Source organism: Psychrobacter sp. I-STPA10, assembly GCF_021012795.1.
Taxonomy (GTDB): Bacteria; Pseudomonadota; Gammaproteobacteria; order Pseudomonadales; family Moraxellaceae; genus Psychrobacter.
In genome coordinates, this window is sequence record NZ_VFYU01000021.1 from 13858 (window position 1) to 29196 (window position 15339).

Annotated in this window: 15 protein-coding genes; all 15 read right to left on the reverse strand. The window is 36.6% G+C overall.

Annotation, left to right across the window (positions count from 1 at the left end; genetic code table 11):
• Nucleotides 1-83: 83 nt before the first annotated feature.
• The 15 genes from FHK89_RS10495 to FHK89_RS10565 all read right to left on the reverse strand — a co-directional run bounded on the left by FHK89_RS10495 (nt 84) and on the right by FHK89_RS10565 (nt 14303).
• Nucleotides 84-1631, reverse strand: coding sequence for a dihydrolipoyl dehydrogenase (locus FHK89_RS10495; RefSeq protein WP_230659894.1), 1548 nt, complete (start codon nt 1629-1631; stop codon nt 84-86).
• Between the two features lie 89 nt (nt 1632-1720).
• Nucleotides 1721-2224 carry a peroxiredoxin gene (locus tag FHK89_RS10500; RefSeq protein ID WP_230659897.1) on the reverse strand — a complete coding sequence of 168 codons (504 nt, stop codon included), beginning with the start codon at nt 2222-2224 and terminating at the stop codon, nt 1721-1723.
• Between the two features lie 111 nt (nt 2225-2335).
• The gene (locus FHK89_RS10505; protein ID WP_230659900.1) at nt 2336-2725 is read right to left on the reverse strand and encodes a hypothetical protein; all 390 of its coding nucleotides are present in this window, start codon (nt 2723-2725) and stop codon (nt 2336-2338) included.
• 239 nt (nt 2726-2964) lie between these two features.
• Complete coding sequence (gene queC, locus FHK89_RS10510; protein WP_230659903.1) at nt 2965-3741, reverse strand: 7-cyano-7-deazaguanine synthase QueC; 777 nt, start codon at nt 3739-3741, stop codon at nt 2965-2967.
• 101 nt (nt 3742-3842) lie between these two features.
• A complete protein-coding gene (locus FHK89_RS10515) occupies nt 3843-5018 on the reverse strand; it encodes an RNA 3'-terminal phosphate cyclase (RefSeq protein ID WP_230659906.1) in 1176 nt (391 codons plus the stop codon).
• 48 nt (nt 5019-5066) lie between these two features.
• Nucleotides 5067-6254, reverse strand: a complete 1188-nt coding sequence (locus FHK89_RS10520; RefSeq protein WP_230659909.1) for an AAA family ATPase — start codon at nt 6252-6254, stop codon at nt 5067-5069.
• Nucleotides 6255-6604: 350 nt separating this feature from the next.
• The gene (locus FHK89_RS10525) at nt 6605-7063 is read right to left on the reverse strand and encodes a DIP1984 family protein (RefSeq protein ID WP_230659912.1); all 459 of its coding nucleotides are present in this window, start codon (nt 7061-7063) and stop codon (nt 6605-6607) included.
• 30 nt (nt 7064-7093) lie between these two features.
• A complete protein-coding gene (locus tag FHK89_RS10530; protein ID WP_230659915.1) occupies nt 7094-7519 on the reverse strand; it encodes a hypothetical protein in 426 nt (141 codons plus the stop codon).
• Between the two features lie 48 nt (nt 7520-7567).
• Entirely contained in the window at nt 7568-8020 is a 453-nt protein-coding gene (locus tag FHK89_RS10535) for a DUF7684 family protein (protein WP_230659918.1), read from the reverse strand.
• A complete protein-coding gene (locus FHK89_RS10540) occupies nt 8013-8447 on the reverse strand; it encodes a hypothetical protein (protein ID WP_230659922.1) in 435 nt (144 codons plus the stop codon). The genes FHK89_RS10535 and FHK89_RS10540 overlap by 8 nt, the downstream gene beginning before the upstream one ends.
• 35 nt (nt 8448-8482) lie before the next feature.
• Nucleotides 8483-9274 carry a hypothetical protein gene (locus FHK89_RS10545; protein WP_230659926.1) on the reverse strand — a complete coding sequence of 264 codons (792 nt, stop codon included), beginning with the start codon at nt 9272-9274 and terminating at the stop codon, nt 8483-8485.
• A gap of 389 nt (nt 9275-9663) precedes the next feature.
• Nucleotides 9664-10041 (reverse strand): hypothetical protein, encoded by a 378-nt coding sequence (locus FHK89_RS10550; protein WP_230659928.1) that lies wholly within the window; start codon nt 10039-10041, stop codon nt 9664-9666.
• Nucleotides 10042-10530: 489 nt separating this feature from the next.
• Nucleotides 10531-11328 (reverse strand): hypothetical protein, encoded by a 798-nt coding sequence (locus FHK89_RS10555; protein ID WP_230659931.1) that lies wholly within the window; start codon nt 11326-11328, stop codon nt 10531-10533.
• A gap of 314 nt (nt 11329-11642) precedes the next feature.
• Nucleotides 11643-12875 carry an RtcB family protein gene (locus tag FHK89_RS10560; RefSeq protein ID WP_230659935.1) on the reverse strand — a complete coding sequence of 411 codons (1233 nt, stop codon included), beginning with the start codon at nt 12873-12875 and terminating at the stop codon, nt 11643-11645.
• Nucleotides 12876-13271: 396 nt separating this feature from the next.
• Nucleotides 13272-14303: a hypothetical protein gene (locus tag FHK89_RS10565; RefSeq protein ID WP_230659938.1), complete on the reverse strand. Its 1032-nt coding sequence runs from the start codon at nt 14301-14303 to the stop codon at nt 13272-13274.
• Between the last annotated feature and the right edge of the window lie 1036 nt (nt 14304-15339).

Here is a 15339-nt window from a genome sequence, read left to right on the forward strand (position 1 = left end):
TTACGTACTTTTGCGTAAATCCTGTTAATTAATCGCTTGATTCTGTCTTTTTAAGATGGTATCTAGTCGTGAATTAAGCCAAATTAACCGTGTTTATTATAACGCTCATTGGCTGATACTTGTTGCAGCTTGTTATCCATTTGTTGCTGGATATCTCTAAGTGCTGTGCGTAAGCCCTCTAATATTGTCGGGTGATAAAATGGACTGGCAAGTAAATCCATAACTGTTAAGTTATTAGTAATGGCAGTGGCTAATATATGCGCGATATATTCAGCATCAGGGGCAATCATACTTGCACCCAAAATTTTACTGCTGTGCTGGCAAGCATAAATACGTAGCAGTCCACAGTTAACGCCCATCACCCGGCTACGACCTTGGTCGTCAAAGCTCACTTCACCGATGACATAATTTGCACCTGTTTTGTCTAGCTGTTGTAATGACTTTCCAACACTGGCAATTTGTGGCTCACAAAAAACCACGGATATGGGGGTTTTAGGATAACAGATAGACTGACGATAATCTTGATGATTATTGGACTCAGTTTGAGTTGTCGTTTCTGATTGTATCGTTGACTTCAAATGACTATCATTTTGCTGATTATCTACTGTCAGCCGCTGCTTAACATGCAACCCCGCTTGTAAGCCTTCATTACTGGCGACATGCAATAAAGGTAGATGACCATTGGCATCACCGACAATATATACATGGCTGTCTTTGACTTGTCCTGTACTGGCATTGACATCTTGTGGCTGATTGCGCTCATCAAAGTGAATCCCAATATTTTGCGCTTGCATAGACAGTAAGTTATGGCGACGACCTGTTGCCACCAATACATAATCACCTTGCCAAGTCTGCTCTGAGCCATCAGTTTTATAATAAATAATGGCTTGCCCTTGCTGTTCTTTGACTTGCATAATATCGGCATCAAGCACCATGTTAAGCTCGTTTGATAAACAAGCTATGGCTTTATCGGTTACTTTTTGGTCGCTTAAGCCGCCTATTCGGGCAGACTTGTTAAATAAGGTGACCATGCAGCCAAGACGATTAAATGCTTGTGCCAATTCAAGTCCAATTGCGCCAGCCCCAATCACTGCCATAGATTTGGGAATATTTTTTAGCTCAAATACCGTATCTGAGGTCAGTAGGGTATCACCTAAAGACTCTGCCCAGTCATCAGGTACAAAAGGTTGTGTACCTGTAGCAATGATGATGTAGTTGGCTTTTATCAGCTCATTATTGACGGTAATTAAACCTTGCTCAGTGAAACTGGCACGTCCTGATATCTTTTTTGCTGTCTCCCAGCCATCAATTTTATCTTGAATAAAACCAGTAAAACGGTCACGCTCAGCTTGTACTCGCTGCATCACCTGCTGTCCATTGATAGCGGTTGTTACATCTTGGGCATAAATACCAAACTTGGCAGAATTACAGGCATGATGGGCGCGCTCAGCAGCAGCAATCAGTAATTTGCTTGGCATACAGCCTACAGTGGCACAAGTAGTCGTCCAGTATCCATCATTGATAATGACGATATTATCGGTTGCTTGATTGACTTGCGAAAAGGCAGTCTGCCCTGCTGTGCCAGCGCCAATAATTGCCACATCAACGTAACGGATTGGGGTGTTAGACATCGTTTTATTTTCCATGAATTTGGTTTAGTCGTTCTTATCTTAAGCAAATATTCAGCAGGATACATTGTCAAAGTGACTGTTTAAACCGCTTAAGAAAGTGTGTTTAATGTGTCAAATAAACGCTGTGCATAGCCTTTAGCACGTAGATTACGTTGTGCATAGGTGAGTTTGCCATTTTTATTAAACACAAAGGTCGAGCGTACCAAGCCGAGTACTTTTTTACCATACATGTTTTTTTCTTTAATAACATCAAAATATTGGCACAGTCGTTCATCTTCATCACTAATCAAAGTGATTTGCAGATTTTGTTTATCAATAAATTTTTTATGTGACTCGATACTGTCTCTGGAGACGCCAATAATATCGTAGCCAAGTTTATCAAAGTCAGCAAGCATTTGAGTAAAATCCGTTGCTTGTGTGGTGCAGCCTGAGGTATTGTCTTTGGGGTAAAAATATAAAATCAAACCTTTATGAGTATTGGTGATAAAGTCAGTTAAATTAATATTATCCTCAACAAAATGATCACCCAATTTGCGCACTATCGGTACATCAAAATTAGGTAACTCAAGAATTTCATCGGTTGCTTTTGCCATTAGTCGCAGTCCTAAAATCTAATTTTATTAGAGTTATAAAAAAGATATGGTATAAAAAAAGACTGATTATCACCAGCCTTTTTATTGATAGATAGGATTGTTACCTGTTTATTAATTGGCTTTTTTGGCAGGTGGTTGTGTGGGTTGCTGTGGTGGATTTAAAGTGAGACCTTGCTCACATTGTTTTAAATCATTGATGTATTTTTGTACAGAGGGTAGGGTGGAAACATCTTTACCGCTGACACGATAGCTTTCTGCCTCCCACATTTGTCCTTTGGTAATTTTACTTTCAACTTCAATGCTACAGCTACATAATTTATTGGCAGTTGCATTGTCTGCTATTTTTGAGGTAACAACATTTTGCACACAAGCATTAATTTGTTCTTGTTTGATATCTAAAGCATTGGCTTGAGGCATTAACATAAAGCCAGCAGCTAATAGTGGTAAGGTTTTAGATGCTTTGATAAGTGTGGCTTTTGATGGCATGATTTTTGAAAACATAATAAAACTCGTCTAATAATTTTGGTGAAAATGATAATTTTTTATCTTCTTTAAAAGATAGGCTCTAAGATAGCAACTCAGCATCAACATAAACAGTCAAAACTGCTGTGAAGATGCAAATAAATGTTGCGCTGAGGTAAATTTATCTCTTATTTAACACCTTTTTTAAAGAAATTAAAAGTATGAAACTTAAAGCACAACCCATTGATCCCACGCTTCTGGGAGATAGCCCGTAAGTTTTAGGTCTTGTTATGACGGTATGCGGTGGGGTCGGTAATGCCAGCCGCTTTAAAGCCTTGCTTACGTAGGGTGCAGCTATCGCAAATACCACAAGCGCGTCCATTATCATCAGCTTTATAACAAGAAATCGTTTGGGCATAATCTACCCCAAGCGACACACCAAGCTCGATGGTTTGTGCTTTTGATAGCTGTTGTAGTGGCGTTTGAATGTGTAGTTTATGTCCTGTCACTCCAGCTTTGGTGGCAAGATTTGCCATATACTCAAAGGCAGAAATAAACTCAGGACGGCAGTCTGGATAGCCTGAGTAGTCCACTGAGCTGACTCCAATCACGATATGATTGGCATTAGTTACTTCAGCGACTGCTAACGCATAAGATAAAAAGATGGTATTGCGGGCAGGTACATAGGTGTTGGGAATGGCATCGTTGTCAATGTCATCAGTATGTGAGGGGAACTTATCAGCATCACCATCAGGTACATTCATGCTGTGGTCAGTGAGTGATGAGCCACCCAACTGAGCGATATCAATATCAATGATGCGATGATTTACCCCTGCTTTTTCAGCGATTTTTTTTGCTGCTACCAATTCACTATTGTGACGCTGACCATAATTAAAGCTGACCGCAGTGACATTGGCATAACGGTTTTTTGCCCAATACAAACAAGTCACTGAGTCAAGCCCGCCTGAGAGCAGAACAACGGCATTTTGCTGTTTGTCGTTGCTATTTGTATTTTGGGTGATTTTATTGGTTTGGGGGGTAGATGATTCGCTCATGATAAAAAATCTATGGTTTTGGAGTGTGGGCGTTATTTTAGCAAATTAACGCCTAATAAAGCACCCTCGCTTAATTCAGTGATGCTTTTATGGCATAAAAGCTAACACATTACTTTTACCAAAAATTTTTCAGTAGATATTTGCTCAAAACCAATCTGCACAGGCAAAAACTGCTGAATAATCCAAGCCTGAGTTTGGCTATGCTCGCTAATCATACGCGCTGTAAACTCACCACCACCCGATAATGCTAAAGGCAGTAGTAGCTGGTCAGTCAAATACTCATCAACCAGCGCATCGCTTTTAAATAAATAACGCCGTACCAACCCTGCCAAACGATTGCCCATCTTCTCCGCAGAAGTACGTTTTTCACCGAGTAGGGCAAATACTTCATGGTGTACATTGGCTGAGATTGGCTGATTATTGCTCTGCATTTCATCACCTAAAACCTCGTGCGTTACCACCGCATAGCAAGTATTACCCTCACCAATGCCACGTAATTTATTGCCTTTAGTGTAAATCAACGTCTCGTCCACATTTTCTGCCAATTTTGCTTTGGCACTGGCAAGCTCACGCTTACAAATGTCATAATCCAAATTCACATTACTGGCGACTAACTGTACAGATTGCAGTTTACCACGTTGGCTTAGTTGCAAAGTTGGCATACCTGCTCGGCGCATAAAAGGGGTGATGGTTGCATGAATCTCACCACCGCCCACAGGCACAAATCCTGCTTGTTTTAGCTTAATATCCACTTGCATACCCAGTTTGGCAAGCATAGGTACAAATGCATGTTGCAAAAAATCACTGCTGGGTGACAATGGGTTGTGCGTCCCACCTTTGATGCTGACTGTGGATACTGTTGATGCAGAGGCTTGTGTTGCCGTTGTATCTGTACCATTTGCTTTATTTGTCTTATCTGATTGGGCAAATAGTAACGCAGGGAGTAGGGTTTGTAACACCAAATTGGTACTGCCTGCCGAGCCGATATCAAAATGATACTCTCCTGCAACTATCTCTTGTGGCGTAAAAGTCAGCTCAGTGCTACCAAGCTGTGCGCCTGTCACGGCAGCATTACTGATACGCTGTGATGCTTGCACACACACCAAATGCTGACGCATCAAACCTGATTTTTTGCGACCAGCACGGATATTTCTTAGGCGTATTGGCGTACCTGTTAACATAGATAAACTCAATGCGGTACGCAAAACCTGCCCACCGCCTTCACCATACGAGCCATCAATCTGTAGAGGTTTTTGTTGTTGGTACTGTGTTGCCATCATACCCTCTTAACTTTTTTCTTAATATCTTTCTGTTAACTTTGATATTTATACAAAGCCAATTTTGGTTTTTTTCACCACCTCTTTAAAGCTGGCATCTTCAAAATTAGTCAACTCCGCCAAAGACAACGGCTCATCAATCACCTCAGCCACATACGGCTCATCAGAATCAAGTGACAAATCATCATTCTTTAACTTCGCCTGAGCTTGCAAATAAGCATTGGCTTTTTCTACACTCAGCTCACGGAACTTATACTCCGCAATCAAGCGTCCTTTACGCAATAATGCCTCATCAATCTTAGAAATGTCCGAGTTAAAGGTACAAATAAATTGACATTCCAAAATATCTGACAACATGCCATCGGCAATATTCAAAATTGATGACACCACATCGGTATGATTATTATCTGCTGTACGCTCAGCAATATAATTCTCACAATCCTCTAGTACCAACACCGAATTTTTATTTTCCACCAACAGCGACATAAACTCAGGACTGGTCAATAATGCAATCATATTGGTTGGCACAAAAATAAACTGTTTACTTGGTACTTGGCTGGTTAACCATTTAATATAATTGGTCTTACCTGAGCCTGCGATACCATGCAATAGCACCACGCCTTTATTTTCATTGGTCAAATGTTCTTTGATATGTTGATGCACAGGCAAAAAATCATCGTTATACATCAAATCCAAATCCACATGATAAGGCTTAATCTTATGCGTTTTTAACTCAAAGCCATCACAGGTTTTAAACAAAATCGCCACTTTGGATTCAGATGACACATACTTTTGTAAATATTCTGCTAAAAACTTATCCATCAACACATCCATACCTGAGCGTGTGCAATCAAACGCAATGCGTATCACCCGTAGCATGCCACTATCAAACAACTCCACATCATATTCATTGGACAGATTTTGTGTAGCATGAATAAAAATCTCGTACTCAGGGTGAAAATAGCACAGCTCAGGCTGATAAAAGCGATTGTGCTGACTTGAATACACCAGTGGGGTAAAATCGGTACATTTCACAAAATCTTGCAACTGTGACTGACTAATCACCAAACTGTCATTGCCCAAATAAATGCCGTTGAACAAATAATCGAGCAAATAACTATACGAATTGCCCTTTGCGCCCCAATACAATTTATCTGCCTTTTGGATACTCAAACGGTCGTCTTCAAACGACACAAAATGATAATCCCGATAATACTTTGACTCTAAAATCTTCATAAAATAAATAACCTATAAGGTTTAATCAGTATCTTGCCTATTAATAAGCAATGTATAATGTATTAAAAAAATAAAATGAAACCGACTGTCAATGTCTGGTAGTAAGGTCTAAAAAGTACCTTGTACAGGGTAACAAGTGCGAGGCATGAAAAGTAAAAAAATACGCCTGCCCACAACGTGTTGCCAAGCCACTACAGTATATTTTCAACCCCCTGCTGTGGAGGTAATACGGGGTCTGACATTCGCCCAATCGGTTCCAAAGCGGTTGTTATTGTTGATACTAAATAGTTAAATATTTGACTATCAACAATAACCAAACTGTTAAAATGAATAATGAAAACCAAAAAAGCTTAATCAAGCAATTCAATTTGCCAATTACTCGCTTGAATCAGCAAATTTAACTGGCGGATTTTCACTGCAAGGTCATCAGCTTGTTTTTGCAATGCAGATACCGATACTATCACGTTCCACTTAATTTCACGATAGCTATAACGGTCTTCTTCTTGTCGAGTTGCCTCAATGGCATCGAGCAACATCTTATGGCGTGTTTCTAACATATCACGCTCCACCAATAGTGTCAGCATAGATTGCCCATTTTCCGTAGTGGCAGTAGCATTGGTGCGATGAATACGCTCTACTAGCTGATTAAGCTCGCTAATAATTTGGCTGGCTTGTAATAATAGCTCATTTGGGTCTTCGCTTGGTGTATCACCTTCTTGGACTTTCACATTATTACGAATACGCCCTTTGACTTGGGCTAGTTTTTTTTGCATATCACTACGGATTAATAATGCTTCAGCAAGTTTCATTTTATTCTCCATTATTAGGTTATAGAGTTATTAAGGTTGATAATCGTAATAAACGCCATCAACAAAAGCAAAGTTCTCTTTATTAATATTGTTTATATAAACTGTCTGTTTTTCTTTGGATTTATCACCGTCCATATCAACATAACTATCAACCTGATAACCATCATTGATTAATTTTTTAATAACATCAAATAACCAATGAGTGTTTTTTATTTCTATATCATCATTTATCCATTGTTTTAACTCTTGTGTTATATGATTTTTACTATCGTATAGCACAATACATAAATCACAACTACAAGAATTTGGTGCACCTGTAGCAATACGATATTTGTATTGATGCTTTACATTATGAACATATCTTTCATCATCTGATGGTTCAAAAAATACCATTGCTGTGTTTAAAGTGGTTAAATCTAATGGGGCATCAGTACTTAGCACTAATTCATAACACATGGTTTTTCCTTAAAATAATAGTTTTTAAAATATTTTTAAAACGGTTTTTTAAATAAATTTATGATTGTTATAGTTTGTAAATTTAGATAATATTTCTTTTTCATTTGCTGTATTAGTGATGTGTAAAATTAATAAGTTTTTTAAATGAATGTTAGGGTGTGTGGCACATCTTATGACAAAATCAATAAACTCATTTGCAGTATCTGACTGATGACTGGTCGTCATCACAAATTTTTCTTTTATTTCATGCTCAATATTATACATAACCAAGGTTTCATCAAACCAATCTTCCCATAGCTCACAATCAATACCCCATGTTAAAACGTAATAACAAGGTTGATGAACCAGCCAGTGAATACAATCATTACGCAAATTATGGTCAGTAGGTTTATCTAAAATGATAGCAACCTTAAAATTTTCCCATGTATCTATAACGGGCGGTATAAAGCCATTTTTGGTTATAGCATGATATTTTATATTTATCATAGAGGCATCACTCAAGGCAGTATTCAAAGTAGCTTTGAAATAAAAATGCAAATTCATTTCTGCTTATTTTATTAAGATTTATTTTCCCATAACTATGCACGTTGTCATCAGGCTGTTGAGTCGTCCAAATAGAAATACAATCGACTTGATAAGAATCAGCTAATAGACATTTGATAGTGTCATAGACAAATTTTGTATTATCTAAACTATCTTCATCTTCTGTTAGCCATTCTTGTGGCTCGATCATACCCACATTGGGGTCTAAAACCCGAAAAAAGCATCCACAAGGGGAGTTTTTCTCAAATAAACGATATTGGTTATCATATTTTAATAGCGATAATGGAGATTCAAAGCCAATATCTTTTGAAAAACAAACAGTATCATGTTGTATTTTGCTTAAATCTTCTGGGCTATTGGTGCTAATTACAATAAAATCACACATGTATAATTCCTAAATAAATTTGGATATTTTTATGTTTAAAAAAAATCCAATAAATATTCATAATAAAAAATTTCTGCTTGAGTAAGATTGTCTATACTATCTAAAGATAAATAAACCTTCTCTTTAAATAATTGAATGGTATTATCTGCCTTTGCCCATTGCTCTATTTTTATAGAAAAATCATCAGGGCTAAAGGGGTTATCATATTTACCAGTCCGACGATGGAAGTCGTAGAGCAAAAGATTGACATAATCAATAATTGCTTTAGGGTGTGCAGTAATACCTTCCCAAGTTTTAAATAAAAAATCAATATCTCGTAACCCTGCTAGATACCACATTAAAATAAACTCATCTAAATAAGAATGTTTAGATAAATCATTTTCAATGGCTGTTTTTTGTAAGTGTAATTTAGCAAAGCATTTTATTAGTTCAATCTCTTTATCTTGCCATAATTGAGGAGTATCAAGATACAACTTATCAAATATTAGCTCAATACTATGGCGGATATAAGCATCTTTATTAAATAACTCAATCATTCTTGGTAATAAATATTTAATTTCCATTACCATAGTTTTTGGTATATCCCCTTTTTCTTCTAAAAAGTGATAGGGGGTGTTTTCTGCTGCATCTAAATAATCAAAAATAGCTTGAGTACGAATTTGATTAACAGGTGCCTTTTTTATTTGTTCAAGACTATTGCCTGTTAAACAACAAGAAGTGCATACGCCTCTAACTTCTTGTATTTTGTATTGGCTAAAAGTAGTATAAAACTCTGCAATCAGTTGTTCTATTTTATAATTAATATTATCTAGGTTTAGAGTTTTCATGGTGGCGACTGATTTCCTTTAACTACTTATTTTAACTTGATTACAGAATCATAAGTTTGTAACTTCCATTCATTTAATGATTCAATATTTTCAATGGCTATCTTTTAAAAATATAATATTGCAAAGCGTTTGATGATTTTAATTTCTTTATCTTTCCATACTAATACTTGGCTATCGAATATAACAGAAGAAATAGTCCAAACTGTATATTTATAATTCGAAGAATCGCCATTTTCAGTATCTAATACCTTTAAATATTATTCTAACCTAAACGATATTTAGTCCCTTAATTAAGGAGAGGAGGGATTGGAAAATACATCAGCTATTATTCATCATGTATCAGTATCTATGCTTAAGCAATGTTTTTATTTACTTAAAGTCATTTCTGATTACCTATTAAAATCCAAATAGATTTTCACTAACTCTTTGCTTTCACGATCTAATGATTTAGCTCTATTCCAAAAAATTTCTGATCCATAATAATTGTATAAATCACGTACAACTGAAGAATGATCGATTGCAGAACCATCATAAAACTCAAGAGAGATAAGTTCTGAAAATATTCTGTCATCATTGAAAGATTCTCTTAGCATTCTACAGTAATCAATACTATTGCTCTTGGATGTAACTATTATTAACTCACTAACTTTTATACCATGCGTACCATAATAACAATATCCATTATAATAAATCATAGTATTGTAGAGACCATAAAGTATAAAAGTGATTAATAAAAGAAATATTGGTAGTTTTTTTAAAGTATTCACTATCTCTTACTTTTTCACTGATTTGGTAAAATAGTAATAGTAATGTTATCTTTGCCAACAACCTTTAGTTGACCATAGTGTTTCATAAAAGCGAAAGGTTTTAGACCCTGTATTCCTCTTCTATCTTGAACACAGCTTGTGGAAGTAGTGTTAAGAATTTTTTCAATGAAATTTATCAAAATTAAGTTCTACAGAAAATCGAATATTTTTACCTTCATTGAATAGTTCAACTATTCTGGGAATCAGATATTTAATTCCATTAATAACAGAATTTTCATCATAAACAACTGCATCTAAGTAATCGTAAATAACTGACCTATCAAGACTGTTTAATGGCTCACTTTTAATCAGTTTTATATTTTTTTGGGATAGACAGCAATTTATACAAACGCCAGTAATATCATCAATTTTTATCGTTTGCAAAAGTAGTATAAAACTCTGCAATCAGTTGCTCTATTTTATGATTAATATTATCTAGGTCTAGAGTTTTCATGGTGGCGACTGATTTCCTTTAACTACTTCCTTTAACTTGAGTACAGAATCATAAGTTTGTAACTGCCATTCATTTAATGCATCAATATTCTCAATGGCTAAACTTACCTGCTTAAAAAATATATCTATAATTTCATCTGACATAGCCCAGTCAATCATCTTATTAGCAAGCTCTTCTGTTACGAAAGGTTGCGTATAATCACTATACTCAAGAAATTTATATTCACCATAATCAAACCAATAGCTAAGCATAGTTGCATAGTCATCGACCGCTTTGGGATAGTTTATCGCTTGTTGCCAAATTTTTAATAAACAATCAATCTTTAATCCTGCCAAATGCCACATAATAAGCAGTTCATCTAAAAATTTGGATTTATCATTATCTAGGATTGTTTTTAGTAAGTTTAATTTTGCAAACTTTTGGATTAACTCTATCTCATGACTTTGCCATTTATCAGAAAAATTTAAATGAAGTTTGTCAAAATTAAGTTCTACAGAAAATCGAATATTTTCACCTTCATTGAATAGCTCAACTATTCTGGGAATTAGATATTTGATTTCATTGATGACAGCATTTTCATCATAAACAACTGCATCTAAGTAATCGTAAATAATTGACCTATCAAGACTGTTTAAAGGCTCACTTTTAATCAGTTTGATATTTTTTTGAGAAAGACAGCAATTTATACAAACACCAGTAATATCATAAATTTTATAGTTTGCAAAAGTGGTATAAAACTGTGCAATCAGTTGTCCTATTTCATTATCAAGCTTGTCTATATCAAAAGTGTCCATAATAGTCTTAATTTTTTAAATCCAAAAATATGGTGGACATGACGGGAGTCGAACCCGCATCAATGTAATAACTGTCGTTTTTAGTCATACAGCCGAGAATGATATTGGCAAAACTGGTGCAATGGTAGACCCGTTTTCAGAGCCAGCAAAGCACTTTTAACCCGACTATCAAACCCACTTAGTTTTTAATTTATTGATGTCATTTATTCATTAAATTAAAAATAACCTATTACACCTAGTTTTACCTAGACCACCGATCACATACAAGTTTTTGGTGGTGGCGTCCCCTGTTTGCCTACATGCCCGTAGCTTTTTTACCCCTTAACACACACCACTTGGCGTAGGGTATGCACCACTTCTACCAAATCTCGTTGGGCGTGCATCACCGCTTCAATGTCTTTATAAGCCGATGGGATTTCATCAATCACATCTTTATCTTTACGACATTCTACGCCTTCGGTTTGGGCGATTTGGTCAGCAACAGTAAAGCGTTTTTTTGCCTCGGTACGCGACAGCACTCGACCTGCTCCATGTGAGCAAGAGCAAAATGACTCTTCGTTGCCTTTTCCACGTACGATAAAGGATTTTGCCCCCATCGAACCGGGGATAATTCCGTATTCACCGACTTTGGCTCGTACCGCCCCTTTGCGAGTCACAAACACTTCTTCGCCATAATGTTCTTCTTTTGCCACATAATTATGATGACAATTCACCGCTTTCACCTTAGCGTCAAAAGGTTTGTTAATCACTTCTCGCACCGCTTTAATGGCATTTTCCATCATAATTTCACGGTTTTTAAAGGCAAAGCGTTGTGCCCAACCCACCGCAAACCAATAATCATCAAAATGCTCTGTACCTTCAGGGAAATACGCCAAATCCTTATCAGGTAAGTTGATAAACCATTTACGCATATCCTCACGAGCCAACTCAATAAAATAACGCCCAATGGCATTACCCACACCACGAGAACCAGAATGTAGCATAATCCATACTTGCTGATGTTCATCAAGGCAAATCTCAACAAAGTGGTTGCCTGTACCCAGAGTTCCTAAGTGGTTTAGGTTATTGGTATTTTTTAGGCGAGGGTGTTTTTCACACAATAGGTTAAAATCGTCGGTTAGCGTTTTCCAACCGTCTAGTACGGTATCAGTTGGATTTGACCATGCTCCTTTATCACGATTTGAACCACGTCCACGCACTTTGCTACGTCCATGTGGAATGGCTTTTTCCAACTCGCAACGTAGTCCATGCAAATTATCAGGCAAATCATTGGCGTTTAAGGTAGTTTGCACCGCCATCATGCCACAACCAATATCCACGCCCACCGCTGATGGGATGATGGCTTCTTTGGTCGGGATAACACTACCGATAGTCGCCCCAATACCGACATGCACGTCAGGCATTACCGCCAGCCATTTATAGATAAATGGCATTTGTGAAGCTTTGATAAGCTGGTCATGGGCTTTTTCATCGACTGGCACACCTTGCGTCCATAGACGGATTGGTGTTCCACCTTGTTGGATAACATTATGGTTGGCTGGTTGCATGAGGTTGTCCTTATTTGCTTTAAAAAAATGTACTTTGATAAAAGTCTCAATATAAAGTTATATCTTACTTGTTATCTATGATATTTATACCAATGCGAACAGCGTGCCAACTTAAAAAATTTTAGTAAAAATATTTTGTAACTTATTGATTTTAAACGTATTTTTATTTTTATAAGGTTTTGATAATGGTTTTGCGGGATAGGGGTATTATGATGAATTTATATAAATATCTATATACATAGAATATTTTATATAAAAACAGATTGGATATAATAGGCAATAAAAAAGCCACTGTTAATACAATGGCGTAATGGCGGTTATAGTTAGAATTTGATGATTAGTGGTTTAAGACTATTTAAATGTTTTGTTGCTAAGTGGACGATAATATAAAAGGGATTAATCCTCTGCCAAAAAATATTCTAAATCACCTTTTTTAAAACCATCATTAGGATTGATATGACTTAATAATGCTGTCACTTCCTTTTCCCAACGCTCGTCCAAATTTTTGATGGGTTTGCCAACCGTAACGGCGTCATACTCGGGTGTGTTGGTGTGATAGGTTTTTATTAATATGTCATTGATATGCTTTATGTTTATGAATTTTTCATTCTTTTTATCACTGACATATTGCTTTAAATTTTGCAAAACTTGTAAGCGTCTTTTAGGGTCATCAATATAAGGATAATTGGTGGTTTTAAAGGCACTGATAACCAACACCTCAGGCTTTTTATTTTCTAACTGGTAAGCCAACCATCGATTATGACCATCAATGACGATATGATTTAATAAATTGCGTTGCCACCATAATAATATTGGCGGACAAGCATTTTCTCGTATCTTTTTTCGCCACCATTTAACCCGACCATCATCTGCTTTGGGTGGTGGTTTTAGGGGGAAAGGGTTATTGTGATGGTCTTCCCACATAAAGCAAGCTGTTGGCTCATTATGATATTCAAACTGATAATCACAATCTTGCCACCAATCTATTGGGGCATATCTGTCTAGTTTTTCTGTTACCCCTGTTGTTATTCGCCATTGCCCCTGATGTAAGATGGTTGCAGGGCTGGCAATGAGTGCTTGAGCATAAAAATCTGCCCAATATTGATTTGGATTTGCAGAGTTGGCTTGTTTAAAGGTTTCAATATCACTCGAGGTAATCGGACGCACAGGCATAAATTCACGAGCTAAAGGCTTATTGTGTCGCAAAAAGAAAATATCATAATAATCTGCGGACACTCGCCCCCAATAGAGAGTATGCCCATGATTTGGGTTGTTAGTAGAAGTATCATTGGCAAGTAAATACCGTTGTTTTGTGCCACCAGTTAGCAAGCGGTAATAGGGGGTAAAGTCTTTACTTACCTCAATTTGGGTAAACTGCCATTGCCCATGTGGGTCGATATGATTATAAAAATAGGCGTTGCTTGGCATGGTGAGAGTCCGTTTTATTATTTTAATACCCTTTTACCATAAATTTTAAACACAAAAAACCCCAATACCAGCAACCAAAATTGATAAGAGAGTATGTCCCTAAGTTAGGGATTCTAATTTACGAGTTAGATGTACTCTTATCAGCATTTGCCAGTATTGGGGCAAGGGTTGTAATGATTAATGATGTTGTTTATTTTATCAATCTTATTTACTTACTCGGCATACCTTAAAGACCAAAGATAATAAGACACTGCACTGCTTTACCAATTAAGCGACTGCCTAAATTAAAAAATAAGCAGAAGGGACTCGAACCCTCATAAGTGGGCGCTTAACCATGTAGTCTTATCGGTATTCTTTATGACATACCTTATTTGTAAACAGATAATAAAACAGGCTGACTTACTTTACTTAGCACACATTAAAGACCAAAGATGATAAGACATTTTGCTCTACCAATTGAGCTACTGCCTACGTTCAGCAAAATAAGCAGAGAGGACTCGAACCTCCAACATTCTATGTAGTCTTATCGGCATTCTTTACCGCATACCGTATTTACAAATAGATAATAAACATGCTGACTTATTTATTTGGCACACATTAAAGACCAAAGGTGATAAGACATTGTACTGCTTTACTGCTTGAGCTGTTGCCTACAAAGTAAAAGTAGACAGTGAGCGCTCAAACCAGTGCGGTACTATTCGATGTAGTCTTATCGGCATTCTTTATTGCATACCATATTTGCAAACAGATAATAAAACAAGTCAAACAACTTAAAAGCAACTGCAATATAACCACGATATAACCAAAAGGGGGTTAAATCTGTACCACTGTGCCAACCTTAACGGTTAGCTTGGTGATACGGTTGAGGCTCTACCAACTGAGCTATTAATGAATGACTAACGCCACTCACTAAGGTGGGGTCGAACCACCGACAATCATGTAATTTAACCTGCATTCATATTGTGTAATAAAGCATTTGTTAATATAAAACCCAAATAAAGACCAAAATTGATAAGACATTTTTTACTGCTCTACC

What these genes read in the sequence shown, in the direction of transcription:
- FHK89_RS10525 (WP_230659912.1), bottom strand. Translation starts at nt 7,063, where the DNA reads ATGAAACTTGCTGAAGCATTATTAATCCGTAGTGATATGCAAAAAAAA.
- FHK89_RS10530 (WP_230659915.1), bottom strand. Translation starts at nt 7,519, where the DNA reads ATGTGTTATGAATTAGTGCTAAGTACTGATGCCCCATTAGATTTAACC.
- FHK89_RS10545 (WP_230659926.1), bottom strand. Translation starts at nt 9,274, where the DNA reads ATGAAAACTCTAAACCTAGATAATATTAATTATAAAATAGAACAACTG.
- FHK89_RS10555 (WP_230659931.1), bottom strand. Translation starts at nt 11,328, where the DNA reads ATGGACACTTTTGATATAGACAAGCTTGATAATGAAATAGGACAACTG.
- queC (WP_230659903.1), bottom strand. Translation starts at nt 3,741, where the DNA reads ATGAGCGAATCATCTACCCCCCAAACCAATAAAATCACCCAAAATACA.
- FHK89_RS10565 (WP_230659938.1), bottom strand. Translation starts at nt 14,303, where the DNA reads ATGCCAAGCAACGCCTATTTTTATAATCATATCGACCCACATGGGCAA.
- FHK89_RS10560 (WP_230659935.1), bottom strand. Translation starts at nt 12,875, where the DNA reads ATGCAACCAGCCAACCATAATGTTATCCAACAAGGTGGAACACCAATC.
- FHK89_RS10540 (WP_230659922.1), bottom strand. Translation starts at nt 8,447, where the DNA reads ATGTGTGATTTTATTGTAATTAGCACCAATAGCCCAGAAGATTTAAGC.
- FHK89_RS10520 (WP_230659909.1), bottom strand. Translation starts at nt 6,254, where the DNA reads ATGAAGATTTTAGAGTCAAAGTATTATCGGGATTATCATTTTGTGTCG.
- FHK89_RS10500 (WP_230659897.1), bottom strand. Translation starts at nt 2,224, where the DNA reads ATGGCAAAAGCAACCGATGAAATTCTTGAGTTACCTAATTTTGATGTA.
- FHK89_RS10495 (WP_230659894.1), bottom strand. Translation starts at nt 1,631, where the DNA reads ATGTCTAACACCCCAATCCGTTACGTTGATGTGGCAATTATTGGCGCT.
- FHK89_RS10515 (WP_230659906.1), bottom strand. Translation starts at nt 5,018, where the DNA reads ATGGCAACACAGTACCAACAACAAAAACCTCTACAGATTGATGGCTCG.
- FHK89_RS10505 (WP_230659900.1), bottom strand. Translation starts at nt 2,725, where the DNA reads ATGTTTTCAAAAATCATGCCATCAAAAGCCACACTTATCAAAGCATCT.